The following is a 15,838-nucleotide window of genomic DNA, read 5'->3' as shown; positions in this document are numbered from 1 at the left end:
TTCTCAGGTCATTGGGGTCACGGCGGGATCAAAACCCGTGCCAGACATTGGGTAAATGGGTCGGCAGACGGCGCGGTGCAACCAAAATTACATCAATCCGCGCGTCTTCGCCATTTTGGCAATATTCCGAATAGAGAATTTCTGCCGCGGCAGCGACCCGTTTTAGCCGATGATGATCAATCGCGGTCTCGAGATCTTTCGCTTTTGTCCGTGCTTTCACCTCAACAAATGCGACGAGCCCGCCTCGCTTGGCGATCAGGTCCACCTCACCGCGCGACGTCCGAACGCGCCGAGCCAGTATACGCCAGCCATGAAGTCGTAACCAGCCTGCGGCGACGCTCTCCGCGCGTCGTCCCTGCTGTTCGGCGCGCTCCCTTTTCGCAGCAGGACGTTTCATTCCTATGCTTCCGCCTTCCAGCGGGTTGCCATTTCATAGAGCTCTTTCCGATCAACTCCATAAGTGCGCGCCACTTCTCCCGCCGCCTTCGAAGCAGGAAGCCGCCGCAATGCAGAGCGCAACGCTTCCTCGATATCCGCGCTACTCACCGGCTCCGCAGCACCCGGTGGTCCAATGACTACGACAATCTCGCCTTTTGGTTTTTCATCGGCATAGCGGCCTGCTAATTCTTGCAGGCTTCCGGTGACCGTTTCCTCAAACTTCTTGGTAATCTCTCGAATGACAGCGGTTTGACGTTCTCCCAATTTATCGAACGCATCCGCGAGCATGGCGCCGAGCCGAGACCCGTTCTCGTAGAAGACCAGGGTCGCCTTGATCGGTTTCAACTCCGTCAACGCCTCACTCCGCGCTTTCATCTTGCTTGGTAAAAAGCCCTCAAACAAAAACCGATCACTAGGCAATCCGGACAAGGTCAGCGCAGCAATCACCGCACTTGGCCCCGGCACTGTTGTGACATATGCACCTTGCGCCCGCGCGTCTCGAACGAGCTTGTAACCGGGATCGGAGATCAGCGGTGTCCCCGCATCACTCACAAGTGCGACAATTTTACATCCTATAGCAGTCAAAATTTCCTGCCGCTCCCGCTCTCCTTTATGGTCATTATAGACCTTCATCTTTCCCTTTTTACCGATGTGATTCAAAAGCTTGCCGGTCACTCTTGAATCTTCGACTAAGATAAGGTCAGCGATTCCAAGGATTTCTTCGGCCCGATGCGACAAATCTCCGAGGTTGCCGATTGGTGTAGCGACGATATACAGGCCATGTTCAATGGGAGCAGACATAATGAACGCCATGACAGATAATTTGCATATAGGACAGGATGAAAAAACATCCCCCCGGATCACATCCGCACCTGTCCGCGAAGGACGCCGCAGCCTTCTGAAATATGCTGGGCTCGCCGGGATCATTTTCCTGGCAGGCTGCGAATCCGTAGTACCGCGCGGCGGTGAGCGTCCGACAAGACCGACACCAACGCCGCCACCGGTCACCGGTGAATTGCCGCAAGATCAAAAGCACCATCGTATTGCGCTGCTGGTTCCCCTATCCGGTAAAAATGCCGGTGTCGGGCAATCCCTGGCCAACGCGACAACAATTGCTCTGCTCGACACCAAAGCACAGAATATTCGCATGACCAGCTACGATACAGCCAAGGGCATTACTGCTGCTGCCCGTAAAGCCGTTGCGGATGGCAATAAACTTATCATTGGACCTTTGCTGAGCGATAATGTCGTAGCGACCGCCAATATCACCCGGCCTGCGGGCGTTCCGATTCTCAGCTTTTCCAATGATGCCGGAGTTGCCGGAAACAATGTTTTCCTGCTCGGCCATATCCCGTCGCAATCGATCAATCGCGTTGTCAGCTACGCCAAGTCAAAAGGCATGAACCGTTTCGCCGCTTTGGTCCCCAATGGGGTTTACGGTCAACGGGCGTCTTCGACATTGCTGCGCTCAGTCAAAAATGTCGGCGGAACGGTTGTTTCGATCCAGAATTTCAACCGCGACTCTCAATCTGTAGAAGCTGCCACCAAGAAATTGTCGCAAAATGGCGACTTTGACGCGGTCTTACTGGCCGACAACGGCACCATGGCGATCAAGGCCGCGCCCTATATTCGGCAAAATGCAAGCGGTAGCGCCAAAATTCTTGGTACCGACCTTTGGAATACAAGCAGCAAGCTTGCCGGATCACCATCGATGCGCGGTGCATGGTTCGCCAGTGTTTCAGACACCCTCTATCGGCAATATGCCAACAAGTATCGCAGTCGCTATGGCCGCGCGCCTTTCCGGCTTTCAAGTCTTGGCTATGATTCGGTTCTACTCACTGTGAAAGTGGCACAAAACTGGAAAGTGGGCACTCCCTTCCCGATCAATCAACTGACTGATTCCGGCGGGTTCATCGGATTGGACGGCGTCTTCCGCTTCCGTCGCAACGGCATTTCCGAACGTGCATTGGAAGTTCAGGAAATCCGAAATGGTAGCTTTAGCGTGGTAGACCCGGCACCCAAGGGGTTCTAATTTATGCTCCGCATCTCGTGCAGAGCATAAACATTATCCAATATTCTGACCGGTGTCTTTCCAGTCTGCCAGAAAGCCCTCGATACCCTTGTCTGTCAGCACATGCTTGAACAATCCACGAATAACGTTCGGAGGCATAGTGGCCACATCTGCTCCAATTCGAGCAGATTCCAGAACATGAACAGGATGACGGATAGAGGCGACCAGAATTTCCGTATCAAAGGCGTAATTGTCGTAAATCAACCGAATGTCATCGATCAGTTTCATGCCATCAAAGCCGTTGTCATCATGACGTCCGACAAAAGGTGAGATAAAGCTCGCTCCCGCTTTGGCCGCCAGGAGTGCCTGATTGGCAGAGAAACATAACGTGACATTGACCATCGTGCCGTCGCTGGTCAGCGCCTTGCAGGTTTTAAGGCCGTCAATGGTCAGTGGCACCTTGATACAAACATTGTCTGCAATTTTGCGCAGCACCTCTGCTTCTTTCATCATCGTTTCATGATCGAGGGCAACGACTTCTGCAGAGACTGGGCCGTCAGTCAGACCGCAAATTTCCTTGGTAACCTCCATAATGTCGCGACCGGATTTCTTGATCAGCGATGGATTGGTGGTAACGCCATCAACCATTCCCGTGGCTGCCAAATCAGCAATTTCAGAGGTATCAGCAGTATCAACAAAAAATTTCATAATTTCCGGCTCCCGATGCGGATATGGTGGTGGCGATAGCGAGTCGCCTAATGTCTTTCCTAGAGACGCGAAACCGGCCGTGCGGTCAAGCTGTGTAGAAAGCTGTGGATAGTCTGTGGGCCAAGCCCACCCAATCAGCTTTAGGTAAAACCAAAAACGCCGATCAGCAATGGATCATTGGTAGCCTCCGGATTGGCCCTGATTTTCGCTTCCTGCGCGCCGATGGACCGATAAATAGCATCACTGACCTTATCCGTCACATCTCCGCTAATATCTGCAAAATTGATATCACTGACTTGCGAAAGCACAAGATTGATAATCTCATTGTCGAACAGGTTTAGCCCCTTGCTGACACCTGGCAGCATCTGGGTCGCCAGCGATGTACCGAGCTGACTCTGCAGCAGGTCCGTGGCGGCCCGTTCCCCACCTTTGATGATCGCGGCGGCATCCGCAATACTCATACCTCTAATGGTGTCAGCAATAATCGGCGCTGCCAGTTCAGCCCCTTTCTCAGCCGCGCGATTAACTTGCTTGAGTAGACGTTTCTGAATCGGTTTGGATCTCAAAAGAGCGGTGGCAATATTCGTAACGCGCGTCCCGCCTAGTCTTTCCGGCACCGATATGCGAGCAATCTGGCTATCGAAAAAGCCGTTGGGTTGCATTAGTTCAGCAAAGGCATTTTGCGAAGACAAGGTCAAAAGACGCCTTACCGCTTCGGTCAGGCTCAGCGATGGCAAGCTGGCACAGCCGGGTAGCGCGACCACCGAGGCAGCAACTCCTGCGGCCAGAAAATTGCGGCGATTGATATGTGTCATGATCTTACTCCCCTAATTCCAGATACGCTGCATAGCAGTTGGTGACGCGATCCCAAACCATGCCTATACGGACCAGATGAATCGTATCCATGATCCTGCCAAAGATCGGGCCAGAGTGCTATTGCTCAACGCCGCGCTGGGGCCGCTCGATTATCGAATACCCGAAGGCATGGATGCTCGTCCGGGCTCTATCGTAATGGCGCCGCTGGGCCCACGCAAATTACCCGGCGTGGTGTGGGAAGCAGAGAGCTTTCCCGTTGACGAGATTGATGCAAAGAAACTGCGTCCCTTGCTGGAACTGCGTGACGTCCCGCCACTTTCCGCACCGCTGAGGCGATTAATTGAATGGACCGCGCGTTACTATTTTGCTGCGCCAGCCTCGGTGTTGCGCATGGTCCTTTCAAGTGGCGCGGCCTTTGCCGACAATCGCCCGATCATCGAATATCGACTCAACGGCAATGTTCCGGACAGGATGACCCCACAACGCGAACAGGCGCTCGAAAAGCTGGTTGATGTACAGGGCACGATCAGCGAACTGGCTTTCAAAGCAAATGTGTCTGTCGCGGTCATAAGGGGGCTTGAAAAAACAGGCGTGCTGGATCGTCATGAAGTATCGGCCTTTGCCGATATCAAGCAACCTGATCCGAATTTTGCCAAGGTCGATCTCAGCGATGATCAGACCGAGGTTAGCGATATCTTGGTCAGCGCCGTGCAGGACGCCGCGTTCCAACCCTATTTGCTCGACGGCGTTACCGGCTCTGGTAAAACCGAGGTCTATTTCGAGGCCGTTGCAGAAGCGTTGCGCCAAGATAAACAGACATTGGTTCTACTCCCCGAAATTGCACTTACCGAACCTTTTTTGGACCGTTTCAAGGCGCGTTTTGGTGCTGAACCAGTCGCCTGGCATAGCGGCCTTAAGCAATCTGATCGCAAGAAAAACTGGCGAGCTTTGGCCGATGGTGATGCGAAAGTAGTCGTCGGCGCACGGTCCGCGTTATTTCTGCCCTATAAGAATCTCGGCCTGATCATCGTCGACGAGGCGCATGAAGTCAGTTTCAAACAGGAAGATGGCGTGCGTTATCACGCTCGTGATGTCGCGGTTATGCGCGGACTACATGAGAAGATTCCGGTTGTGCTGGCCTCTGCAACACCGGCTATTGAGAGCCGGCATCAGGTCGAGCAAGGCAATTATCAGTTGCTCGAATTGCCCGCCCGCTTTGGCACGGCAACTTTGCCCGAAATAGAAGCGTTAGATCTTACCCAGGATATCCCAGCGCGTGGGTCGTGGCTGGCGCCGACGCTGATCAACGCGCTTGAGGATAACCTTGGCAAGAAAGAACAATCATTGTTGTTTCTCAATAGGCGTGGCTTTGCACCGCTGACGCTATGCAGAACCTGCGGCCATCGGATCAATTGTCCGAACTGCACAGCGTGGATGGTCGAACACCGGCTGACCAAACGCCTGGCTTGCCATCATTGCGGTCATGTCATGCCGCAGCCAGAAAAATGCCCGGAATGCGGCGATGAAGATTCACTGGTTGCCTGCGGTCCCGGGGTAGAGCGTATTTGCGACGAAGTTAAAATGCTGTTCCCGCAGGCGCGAACGGCCATTGTCACGTCGGACACCATCTGGTCGCCTGCCAAGGCCGGGGAGTTTGTCGCGCAGATGGAGGCCAGTGCGATAGATATCGTCGTTGGCACACAGTTAGTGACCAAGGGCTATCATTTTCCCAATCTGACATTGGTCGGTGTTGTTGATGCGGATATCGGTCTGGAGGGCGGTGACTTGCGCGCAGCGGAACGCAGTTTCCAGCAGATTGCACAAGTCGCAGGCCGGGCGGGCAGAGCGGAGAAACCCGGTCATGTCTATGTTCAGACGCGCATGCCCGGCGCGCCGGTGATTCAGGCGCTGATAAAAGGCGACAGAGATGGTTTTTATGCCGCCGAAACTGAATCCCGCCGCGCCGCTGCGGCACCGCCTTTTTCCCGGCTGGCCGCGATTATCATCTCTTCCGAGGATAATGCAGAAGCGATGGAAACAGCGCGGCTGATTGGTCAAACCGCGCCCAAGGCGGAGGGCTTCGCTGTTTATGGCCCCGCCCCTGCCCCGCTCGCCATGTTACGCGGCCGTCACCGCCATAGGCTGTTAATCCACACCCATCGCTCGGTCGAGTTGCAGGAAATCATGCGTGAATGGCTGGAAAAACTCGAATGGCCGCGTGGCGTAAGGGTTGGCGTTGACGTCGACCCCTATAGTTTTGTTTGAATCATGGAAAATATCACTAGTTTGTGCTCCGCACTTGATGCGGAGCGGTGGGTAATGGTAGCGCTGCATCCACTCTGGGCTCCGCATCAAGTGCGGAGTACAAAACACCATAAGGCTCACCGATGAACCGTTTTCTCGCTTTTCTTGCTCTTGCCGTTTCAATGCTATTTGCGGCCCCAGCCCATGCCGATCCAGCCGATATCGCGGCGGCCAGCCGGTCAGTCGTGCGAGTTGTCTTAGCGGCCACGGACGGCGACAAGGTTGCGTTTGTCGGCCATGGCAGCGGTTTTGCTGTCGCGCCGGACAAGATCGTCACCAACGCCCATGTCGTCGAGATTGCCCGGCAGGAAAGATCTGTTGTTATAGGTATCGTCCCGTCCCAGGGCGGCACGAGCTATGGCGGGAAAGTGATCGCCTACTCTCCGGGCAATGACCTTGCGCTTATTCAGCTGCAGGACGGCGGGCGATTGCCGCCAATGACTGTTTTTAGTGGTCCGGTTGCAGATGGAGCGAATGTCGTTGCTGTCGGGTATCCCGGATCGGTTGATCGGGCCCAGGGGTTGAACCTTGATGACCTGGTGAACCCGATGTCACCGGTGAAAACCCGTGGTTCCGTATCCGGCGGACGTTCCACCAAACAGTTTGATACGATCCTGCACACCGCACCAATAGCCAGCGGCAATAGCGGTGGACCATTGATAGACAATTGTGGCCGAATACTGGGTGCAAACAGCTTTGGATCCTTGTCTGACGGCAATGACGCAGAATTCGGTTTTGCTGTGTCCAGTCGGGAAATCCTGTCATTTCTGCGCAAGGCTGGAGTCAAAGTCGGCATGACCGCAACGCCCTGCCGATCGGCCGCGGACATCAGCCTCCAGGAACAGCGGCGAGAAGCAGCCGCCCGCGCGAAAATAGAGGCGGCACGAAAAGCCGAATTGGCGAAACGCCAACAGGCCGAGGCAAAACTGCGCACTACCATTTCGCAGGATATCATTACCGAGCGTGAGAACCGGATGGCAATTGCCGCACTGATGCTCGTGCTCTCATTGGTCGCGGTTGGCGGCGTGGGTTATCTGATGATCCAGGACAAGCGCACGCCCGCCATAGGGACAGCAGGCGGAGCGGCTTTGTTGCTGGTAGGGGCGATCATCGTGTTCCTTTCACGCCCAGCCTTCAACGAAATTGATGATCGCGTGGCCGCAGCGCTGAAAGAACAGCTGCCAAGCGAAAACGGGAATAATGGTGGCACCGTTGTGGCAACAACCGGAAAATACCAATGCCGACTCAACACCGAACGCAGCCGGATCACAGTTTCGCAGGCCGACACGCTGGACATAGACTGGACAGAAGGCGGCTGTGTCAATGGTCGCACTCAATATGGCCGTGATGGTGAAAAATGGTCACGGATCTTTGTGCCCAATGAGGAACAGACGGTAACGATCAGCAGCTTCGATCCGGCCAGTGCAGAGTTCACGACCGAACGTTATCTGCTCGGCCTGGCCGCGATGAACAAGGCAAGGGAAATTCGCAAGCAATATGGCAACCGCGCCTGTACCAGCGACGAACAGGCTCTTTCCGAAATAGCCGAAATGGTGAAAGCGATCCGAACAGAGCTGCCAATGCAGACAAATGAGCGCTTGGTGTATGAGTGCGAAAAATCCTTGCAATGATTGAACTCCCGCGATGATCGCCGAGGGGCAGCGCAAATCGGCTATGCGATTCATCCTGCTGACGGTGTTCATCTACTCCGTGGGCTTTGGGATCATTATGCCAGTGCTACCGGAACTGATTCAGGAACTGGAGGATGTCAGTCTTTCGGAAGCAACCTTGCTCGGCGGCTTTATTAGCGCGTCCTATGCGCTGTTCCAGTTTCTGATGGGCCCGCTCGTCGGGAATTTGGGTGACCGGTATGGCCGCCGTCCCGTATTTCTGGTTTCTCTGCTGGCGTTCGGCATTGATTTTGCGCTGATGGGGTTTGCAACCTCTATCATCTGGCTGTTCATTGGTCGTTCCATTGCCGGCGGCCTTGGTGCGATATTCGGTCCAGCCAATGCGGCAATGGCGGACATGTCGAGTGAAGAAGATCGGGCCAAGAGCTTTGGTTTGGTCGGCGCCGCCTTTGGCATTGGTTTCATTGTCGGCCCGGCATTGGGTGGTTTTCTGGGTGACTATGGTACGCGCATCCCGTTCTTTGTCGCGGGCGGACTGGCTTTCCTGAATTTCATCTATGGCTGGTTTGCTTTTCCGGAAACCATGCCGGCCGAACAGAAACGCAGCTTTGAATGGAAACGCGCCAATCCGCTGGGCGCTTTGCTCAACCTTGGCAAATTGCCCAACCTGCTTGGTGTTGCTGTCATCTACTTCCTGTGGATGCTGAGCAGCTCTATCTATCCGACCAGCTGGTCCTTTTTCGCTCCGGCACAATATGGTTGGGACAGCAAGATGGTGGGATTGTCGCTGACCTGTGTCGGCCTTTCCATGGCACTGGTTCAGGCCTTTTTGATTGGTCGCTTCGTGGATGCCATTGGAGAGCGAAAGACCGCAATTTTTGGCATTTTCGTCGCAATCGTGATTTTTGCTGTCTATGTGATGGTCAACATAGGTTGGGTCGCGTTATCAATGTGCCTGGTGGTTGGGCTACAGGGCATGGCCATGCCCAGCATCAACGCCATGATGTCCCGCCGCACACCAAACAACATGCAAGGAGAGCTGCAGGGTTTCAATGGCAGCATGGCTGCGCTTGCCGCCCTGATCGCGCCGCTTCTGTACAATGGCTCACTTTCCTATTTTACCAGCGATGCGGCGCCGTTTCGTTTTGTCGGCGCGCCGTTCGCCATTGCGGCGATTGTCGGGCTAATCCCGCTAATCTTGCTCATGGTCATCAAACCCGCCCCTGACTACAAGGGGTAAGATATAATCAGGCCTGATCGGTAAGAATTTCCAGAGCCTCTGCTTCAAATGCCGCCATGGCCGCCTTCCACGGACCGGGACCGAAGCTGATTCGCGAAACACCCAATTCAGCCAATCGGGACATTGACGGGCCATCGGGCATCATCATGATATTGACCGGCAGTCTGGCTTTTTCGCAAATATTGCTGATCAGTTTTTCGTCCATGGCAAAAGGAATGAAGAAGCTGCCTGCGCCCGCATCGGCATAGACTGAACAGCGTTCCAGCGCCTTTTGGGCCAGCGCGTCATCATGATCGGCCAAGGGCGTCTGAATAAACAAATCCGTGCGTGCGTTTATGAACAGTCCGGTGTCGGCAGCTGCTTTTACGCGTTCGGCCTGTTCTGACACATCGCGCAATCCGCCCGCCGACAGATCCTGATCCTCCAGGTTGAGGCCAGCGGCACCGGCGTCTTTCATCTGCTGTGCATTGACGCCCACTGTCGCCGCATCAGCACCATATCCGGTTTCCAGATCAATGCTAACCGGCACATCAACTGCGGCAACAATATGCTTTGCATTGGTGAGTGCGAAATCAAATGGCAACTTCTCACCATCCTCAAATCCTTGCGCGCCAGCGACTGACAGGCTTCCGGTCGCAACCGCCTTGGCGCCAGATCGAACCGCAACCTGAGCACTGCCCGCATCCCAGATGTTATAGAGTATGATCGGCTCACCCGGTAAATGCAGTTCAGCAAATTTTTTGATCATATCCGTCATTAGGTCGCTTCCTTTTTGAGCAAACGTTCTTTTATTTCGAGTCCATAGGCATAGCCGCCCATACTGCCGTCGCTGCGCACCACCCGGTGACACGGGATCAGCACGGCGACATTATTGGCGCCATTGGCACTGCCCACGGCGCGCACCGCTTTGGGCTTGCCTATGGCCGCCGCAATATCGGCATAGCTGCGGGTCTCGCCGAGCGGAATTTTCTGAAGCTCTTGCCAGACGGCTTCCTGAAACGCTGTGCCCTGCACATCCAATGGAATATGACTGGCATCGCCCGGTCTCTCGACAGAAGCAGTAACTTGTCGAACCAACGTTTGAAACGCATCTCCGCCCTGCTGTAAATCCGCCTTGGGGAAACGGGCGTGTAATTCGTCTTCACCCTCGTTGAACGATAGGCAGCACACACCTTTATCTGTGGCAGCGACCATCATCGTGCCTAGCGACGTTTCGACATTAGCCCAGCGGATCGTCACGCCCGCCCCGCCATTTTTCCAAGCACTTGGCTTCATGCCTAATCTCTTTCCATTATCTGCATAAAATCGCGAAGCAGAGCCATAACCCGCATCATATATAGCTTCGGTTACCGATGCTCCGTCGTCCAGGGCTTTCTTGGCCCGCTCGGATCGCAGGGCGCGCGCATAGGCTGCGGGGGACAAACCCATCTCGCGTTTGAATATGCGCTGCAAATGGGTTGGCGAATAACTGGTCATGGTGCCCAATTCGTCCAGTGTCGGCGCTGTTTCGGCCATACGAATTGCATCTATCACCGCTTTCACAGCTGCATCATCACGTGCAACATCCTTGGGCATACAGCGCATGCAAGCTCGGAGCCCTACGGCTTCCGCTTGCTCTGGCTTGGCAAAAAAGCGCACATTTTCGCGCTTGGGGTGCCGCGCAGCACAGGATGGGCGGCAATAGATGCCGGTGGTCAATACGCCGGTTACAAACTTGCCGTCATAAGACCGGTCGCGATTGGCCACAGCCTGCCAGGCCATATTGTCATCGATCAAGGATTCGTTGTTGTTCATGCCATTCTTTTGCCAACCTTTACCGACCCTCGCATCCCGTATCTTGCGATCAAAGCAAAATCTTACCTCGGACATAATCAAACAGCTTGAAAATCCGCCTTTTTTGGCAATCTTCAAAAAGCGTTCGAGTGCCATCTTGCATCGCAGCAAAATGGTTGCTAGACGCCGCCCATCCGAAGGCGAGATGCTGTTATTTTCGCCGCTGTTCGGGAACAAATCACATACCAGTTTTTTGGTCAATTTTCAGATCAATAATACAGGCACGGAGTAAAGAACGCGTGGAGAATTCCAGCGGCATTAGGGCGAGTTTAGCGGGGCGTTACGCCACTGCGCTGTTCGCTTTGGCCACCGAAAATAAAGCCATCGAAACCGTGGAAGCAAGCCTTGCTTCGCTCGGCAATGCGATGGGCGAATCGGACGACCTGAAAGCGCTGATCAGCAGCCCGGTTCTGTCTCGCGCCGATGCTGGTAAGGCCATTGCCGGTATCGCCAAGGAAATGAAGCTTGATGATCTGACCACCAACGTACTTGGTGTTCTCGCGGCCAATCGCCGTCTCGACCAGATACCAGCCGTCATTCGCGCCTTCTCAACCTTGGCTTCCGGCCATCGCGGAGAGATTACCGCTGAAGTGACCTCTGCTCATCCCCTGGATGATGCTCAAGTTGATGCGCTCAAGGCGCAGCTCAAGAAACGTGTGGGAAGCGATGTTTCGGTTTCCACCTCCGTCGATCCGTCCATATTGGGCGGTTTGGTTGTTAAAATCGGCAGTCAGATGATCGACAATTCAATTAAAACCCGTTTGAACACGCTATCTCAGGCCATGAAGGGCTAAAGGAAGAAACATGGATATTCGCGCAGCAGAAATTTCAAAAGTCATCAAGGACCAGATCGCCAATTTTGGCAATGAAGCCCAGGTTTCCGAAGTCGGAACTGTTTTGGCGGTTGGTGACGGCATCGCCCGTATCCACGGTCTTGACCAGGTGCAGGCCGGCGAGATGGTTGAATTTTCCAACGGCACTCAGGGCATGGCGCTGAACCTCGAAGCCGATAATGTCGGTGTCGTGATTTTCGGTTCGGATGCGGACATTAAAGAAGGCGACGTTGTTAAGCGGACCGGCACGATTGTGGACGTTCCCATCGGTAAAGAACTGCTCGGCCGCGTTGTAGACGGTCTCGGCAATCCGATTGACGGCAAGGGTCCGATCAAAACCGAAAAGCGTAGCCGCGTTGAAGTCAAGGCGCCGGGCATTATCCCGCGTAAATCGGTGCATGAGCCTGTACAAACCGGCCTTAAAGCCCTCGACGCGCTGGTTCCTGTTGGCCGCGGTCAACGCGAATTGATCATCGGTGACCGTCAGACCGGTAAAACCGCTGTCGCCATTGATACCTTCATCAATCAGAAAACAATCAACGCTGGTGATGACGAAGGCAAAAAACTTTACTGCATCTATGTTGCTGTGGGCCAGAAGCGCTCCACCGTTGCACAGATCGTGCGTCAGCTCGAAGAAAATGGCGCAATGGAGTATTCCATTGTTGTTGCCGCTTCGGCTTCCGAGCCTGCTCCGCTTCAGTATCTCGCACCTTATACCGGTGTGACGATGGGCGAATATTTCCGCGACAACGGCATGCACGCCTGTATCGTTTATGATGACCTTTCCAAGCAGGCTGTGGCTTATCGTCAGATGTCCCTGCTTCTGCGTCGTCCTCCGGGCCGTGAAGCTTATCCTGGTGACGTTTTCTATCTTCACTCACGTTTGCTCGAACGCGCAGCGAAAATGAACGAAGACAATGGTTCTGGTTCTTTGACCGCACTGCCGATCATTGAAACACAGGCTGGTGACGTTTCCGCCTATATTCCAACCAACGTGATTTCGATTACCGATGGTCAGATTTTCCTTGAAACCGATCTGTTCAACCAGGGCATCCGTCCTGCGATTAACGTGGGTCTGTCGGTTTCGCGTGTGGGTTCTGCGGCACAAACGAAAGCGATGAAAAAGGTTTCGGGCTCGATTAAACTCGATCTGGCTCAGTATCGCGAAATGGCGGCCTTTGCGCAGTTCGGTTCTGATCTGGACGCCTCCACCCAGAAATTGCTGGCACGCGGTGAGCGTTTGACACAGCTTCTGAAGCAGGCGCAATTCTCTCCGCTCGCTTTTGAAGAGCAGACCGCTTCCATCTACGCTGGTACCAACGGCCATCTCGACAATGTCGCGGTTGACGATGTTGTGCGTTATGAAGAAGCGATGCTTGCGCATATGCGTGCCGATCATGCCGACATTCTGAAAACAATCCGTGAAAGCGGTGACCTGGCCGATGACACCAAGGCGAAGCTCGAAGACGCTCTGGCAGCCTTTGGCAAGAGCTTTGCCTAATGGCTTCGCTCAAGGAACTTAAGGATCGGATCGGGTCGGTTAAATCGACCCAGAAGATCACCAAGGCCAAGAAGATGGTGGCCGCTGCCAAATTGCGCCGTGCGCAAATGGCGGCCGAAGCCGCGCGTCCTTACGCCAATGAAATGGCCAAGGTCATGGCAAGCCTCGCCGGCAAAGTGACAGTGGATGAGAATTCACCGAAACTGCTGGCTGGCACGGGTAAGGATCAGGTGCACCTTCTGGTTGTAGCAACCTCAGATCGTGGTTTGTGCGGGGCGTTTAACGCCAATATCGTCAAAGAAGCGCGGGTGAAGGCTGAAAAGCTGATCAAGGACGGCAAGACTGTTCTGTTCTATATGGTTGGCCGCAAAGGCATTCCGGTGATCAAGCGGATGTATCCCGATCAGATATTGAAGCATTTTGACACGACCGAAGCGAAAACGCCCGGTTTTGAAGAAGCCAAGGCCATTGCCGAAGATCTGACCGCAATGGTTGAAGAAGGCAAATTTGACGTTGCCCATCTCTTCTTCTCGAAATTCAAATCCGCTCTGGTTCAGGAACCAACGGCGCAGCAGATTATTCCTGTCGCTCTGGACACGACCGATGAGGCGGGTTCCGACGCAGCTGTGGAATATGAACCAGACGAGGAAGAAATCCTCACCGAGTTGCTGCCACGCAACCTGACAACCCAGATTTTCGGTGCTTTGTTGGAAAATATGGCGTCAGAGCAAGGCGCGTCGATGACTGCGATGGACAATGCAACGCGCAACGCAGGCGACCTGATCGACAGCCTGACCATCGAATATAACCGCAGCCGTCAGGCCGCAATTACAACTGAATTGATTGAAATTATCGCTGGCGCTGAAGCGCTCTAAAGCACGTACGCAAGGAAAGACAAATGGCAAATACCAACAATGTAGGCCGCATTTCACAGGTTATCGGCGCCGTCGTCGACGTAACCTTTGACACGGATATCCCGGCCATTCTCTCGGCTCTGGAAACCGACAATAACGGCAACCGGCTGGTGCTTGAGGTTGCTCAGCATCTTGGCGAAAACACGGTGCGTACCATCGCTATGGACGCGACCGAAGGTTTGACCCGCGGTCAGGAAGTCACCGATACCGGCGCGCAGATCAACATGCCTGTTGGCCCTGAAACGCTTGGCCGCATCATGAATGTTGTGGGTGAACCTATTGATGAGCTGGGCCCGATTGGTCACAAAACCACGGCACCTATCCATGCAGAAGCGCCAGCTTTTGTCGACCAGTCCACCGACAGTGAAATTCTCGTCACCGGTATTAAGGTTGTCGACTTGCTCGCGCCTTATGCAAAGGGCGGTAAAATTGGTCTGTTCGGCGGTGCCGGCGTGGGCAAGACCGTGCTTATTCAGGAGCTGATCAACAACATTGCAAAAGGCCATGGCGGTACATCCGTTTTCGCCGGCGTGGGTGAGCGTACCCGCGAAGGTAATGACCTTTATCACGAATTTCTCGACGCGAATGTTATCGCCAAGGGTGAAGACGGCAACGCAACCTCCGAAGGTTCGAAAGTGGCCCTCGTCTACGGTCAGATGAACGAGCCTCCAGGAGCGCGTGCCCGTGTTGCTCTGTCCGGCCTGACCATCGCGGAATATTTCCGTGACCAGGAAGGCCAGGACGTTTTGTTCTTCGTCGACAACATCTTCCGCTTCACGCAGGCTGGTTCAGAGGTGTCCGCGCTTCTTGGCCGTATTCCTTCGGCTGTGGGTTATCAGCCAACTCTGTCCACCGACATGGGTCAGCTGCAAGAGCGTATTACCTCCACCAACAAGGGTTCGATTACATCGGTTCAGGCCATTTACGTTCCTGCCGATGACTTGACCGACCCTGCGCCGGCAACGTCTTTTGCCCACTTGGATGCAACGACCGTTTTGAACCGTGCGATTTCAGAGCTGGGTATTTACCCTGCTGTTGACCCACTCGATTCAACGTCGCGTGTTCTAGAGCCACGCGTTGTGGGTCAGGAACATTATGATACGGCCCGTGCTGTTCAGGAAATCCTGCAGAAATATAAGTCTCTGCAGGACATCATCGCCATTCTCGGCATGGACGAGCTTTCTGAAGAAGATAAGCTGGTCGTTGCCCGTGCGCGGAAAATTCAGAAATTCCTGTCTCAGCCTTTCCATGTTGCGGAAGTCTTTACCGGCATCAAAGGGAAGTTTGTTGATCTGGAAGACACGATCAAATCCTTCAAAGCGGTTGTGGACGGTGAATATGACCACCTTCCTGAAAATGCCTTCTACATGGTCGGCGGCATTGATGAAGCGCTTGAAAAAGGCAAACAACTGGCAGCAGAAGCGGCCTAAATGGCGGAACTGCGCCTCGAAGATTGCGTCAATGAGATCTGCCCTTGGTCGGGAGATCCCGTTTTGGCAGACTCTTTGACGGAATATAAGGGCGTGGTCGTCGGCTTTTGCAATACTGGTTGCCGGGATAAATTTGAGAAAGCAGCATCCATGTTTGATGCAGCGATACAGGACTGAAC

At 54.2% G+C, this 15,838-nt stretch carries 15 protein-coding genes; 9 read left to right on the top strand and 6 right to left on the bottom strand.

Annotated features, from left to right (window positions below; all coding sequences use genetic code 11):
• Nucleotides 1-28: 28 nt before the first annotated feature.
• Nucleotides 29-397: a YraN family protein gene (locus AC6I9Z_RS08275; protein ID WP_461455130.1), complete on the bottom strand. Its 369-nt coding sequence runs from the start codon at nt 395-397 to the stop codon at nt 29-31.
• Nucleotides 398-399: 2 nt separating this feature from the next.
• Nucleotides 400-1,239, bottom strand: coding sequence for a 16S rRNA (cytidine(1402)-2'-O)-methyltransferase (gene rsmI, locus AC6I9Z_RS08270; RefSeq protein ID WP_461455128.1), 840 nt, complete (start codon nt 1,237-1,239; stop codon nt 400-402).
• Nucleotide 1,240: 1 nt separating this feature from the next.
• On the opposite strand from rsmI, the gene AC6I9Z_RS08265 reads away from it, so the two are divergent.
• The gene (locus tag AC6I9Z_RS08265; protein WP_461455126.1) at nt 1,241-2,470 is read left to right on the top strand and encodes a penicillin-binding protein activator; all 1,230 of its coding nucleotides are present in this window, start codon (nt 1,241-1,243) and stop codon (nt 2,468-2,470) included.
• 33 nt (nt 2,471-2,503) lie between these two features.
• Here the strand turns inward: AC6I9Z_RS08265 and fsa are convergent, their stop codons facing one another.
• On the bottom strand, nt 2,504-3,157 hold the full coding sequence (gene fsa / locus AC6I9Z_RS08260; protein WP_461455124.1) for a fructose-6-phosphate aldolase: 654 nt from the start codon (nt 3,155-3,157) through the stop codon (nt 2,504-2,506).
• A gap of 140 nt (nt 3,158-3,297) precedes the next feature.
• Entirely contained in the window at nt 3,298-3,972 is a 675-nt protein-coding gene (locus AC6I9Z_RS08255) for a DUF4197 domain-containing protein (RefSeq protein WP_461455122.1), read from the bottom strand.
• A gap of 76 nt (nt 3,973-4,048) precedes the next feature.
• Here AC6I9Z_RS08255 and AC6I9Z_RS08250 point away from each other — a divergent pair, with 76 nt between their 5' ends.
• The 3 genes from AC6I9Z_RS08250 (at nt 4,049) to AC6I9Z_RS08240 (ending at nt 9,148) form a co-directional block, all read left to right on the top strand.
• Nucleotides 4,049-6,238: a primosomal protein N' gene (locus AC6I9Z_RS08250; RefSeq protein ID WP_461455120.1), complete on the top strand. Its 2,190-nt coding sequence runs from the start codon at nt 4,049-4,051 to the stop codon at nt 6,236-6,238.
• 122 nt (nt 6,239-6,360) lie between these two features.
• The gene (locus AC6I9Z_RS08245) at nt 6,361-7,908 is read left to right on the top strand and encodes a S1C family serine protease (protein WP_461455118.1); all 1,548 of its coding nucleotides are present in this window, start codon (nt 6,361-6,363) and stop codon (nt 7,906-7,908) included.
• 43 nt (nt 7,909-7,951) lie between these two features.
• Entirely contained in the window at nt 7,952-9,148 is a 1,197-nt protein-coding gene (locus AC6I9Z_RS08240; RefSeq protein ID WP_461455116.1) for an MFS transporter, read from the top strand.
• A 7-nt stretch (nt 9,149-9,155) separates the two neighbouring features.
• Here the strand turns inward: AC6I9Z_RS08240 and AC6I9Z_RS08235 are convergent, their stop codons facing one another.
• Together AC6I9Z_RS08235 and ada are read right to left on the bottom strand one after the other, a co-directional pair.
• Nucleotides 9,156-9,905 (bottom strand): isocitrate lyase/PEP mutase family protein, encoded by a 750-nt coding sequence (locus AC6I9Z_RS08235; protein ID WP_461455114.1) that lies wholly within the window; start codon nt 9,903-9,905, stop codon nt 9,156-9,158.
• Nucleotides 9,905-10,942 (bottom strand): bifunctional DNA-binding transcriptional regulator/O6-methylguanine-DNA methyltransferase Ada, encoded by a 1,038-nt coding sequence (gene ada / locus AC6I9Z_RS08230; protein ID WP_461455112.1) that lies wholly within the window; start codon nt 10,940-10,942, stop codon nt 9,905-9,907. Before ada ends, AC6I9Z_RS08235 begins: the two co-directional genes overlap by 1 nt.
• Before the next feature lie 278 nt (nt 10,943-11,220).
• On the opposite strand from ada, the gene AC6I9Z_RS08225 reads away from it, so the two are divergent.
• From AC6I9Z_RS08225 to AC6I9Z_RS08205, 5 genes are read left to right on the top strand one after another with little or no spacing between them, the layout of a single operon-like run.
• Nucleotides 11,221-11,775 (top strand): F0F1 ATP synthase subunit delta, encoded by a 555-nt coding sequence (locus tag AC6I9Z_RS08225; protein ID WP_461455110.1) that lies wholly within the window; start codon nt 11,221-11,223, stop codon nt 11,773-11,775.
• A 10-nt stretch (nt 11,776-11,785) separates the two neighbouring features.
• Nucleotides 11,786-13,315: a F0F1 ATP synthase subunit alpha gene (gene atpA, locus AC6I9Z_RS08220; RefSeq protein WP_461455108.1), complete on the top strand. Its 1,530-nt coding sequence runs from the start codon at nt 11,786-11,788 to the stop codon at nt 13,313-13,315.
• Nucleotides 13,315-14,190: a F0F1 ATP synthase subunit gamma gene (locus AC6I9Z_RS08215; RefSeq protein WP_461455106.1), complete on the top strand. Its 876-nt coding sequence runs from the start codon at nt 13,315-13,317 to the stop codon at nt 14,188-14,190. The genes atpA and AC6I9Z_RS08215 overlap by 1 nt, the downstream gene beginning before the upstream one ends.
• Before the next feature lie 23 nt (nt 14,191-14,213).
• The gene (gene atpD / locus AC6I9Z_RS08210) at nt 14,214-15,659 is read left to right on the top strand and encodes a F0F1 ATP synthase subunit beta (RefSeq protein ID WP_109357537.1); all 1,446 of its coding nucleotides are present in this window, start codon (nt 14,214-14,216) and stop codon (nt 15,657-15,659) included.
• Nucleotides 15,660-15,836 carry a glutathione S-transferase gene (locus tag AC6I9Z_RS08205; RefSeq protein ID WP_461455104.1) on the top strand — a complete coding sequence of 59 codons (177 nt, stop codon included), beginning with the start codon at nt 15,660-15,662 and terminating at the stop codon, nt 15,834-15,836.
• Nucleotides 15,837-15,838 lie beyond the last annotated feature (2 nt).

It is taken from the genome of Parasphingorhabdus sp. (assembly GCF_059726685.1).
Note: the sequence above shows the minus strand (reverse complement) of the source record. Positions and strands in the feature narration are given on the sequence as shown.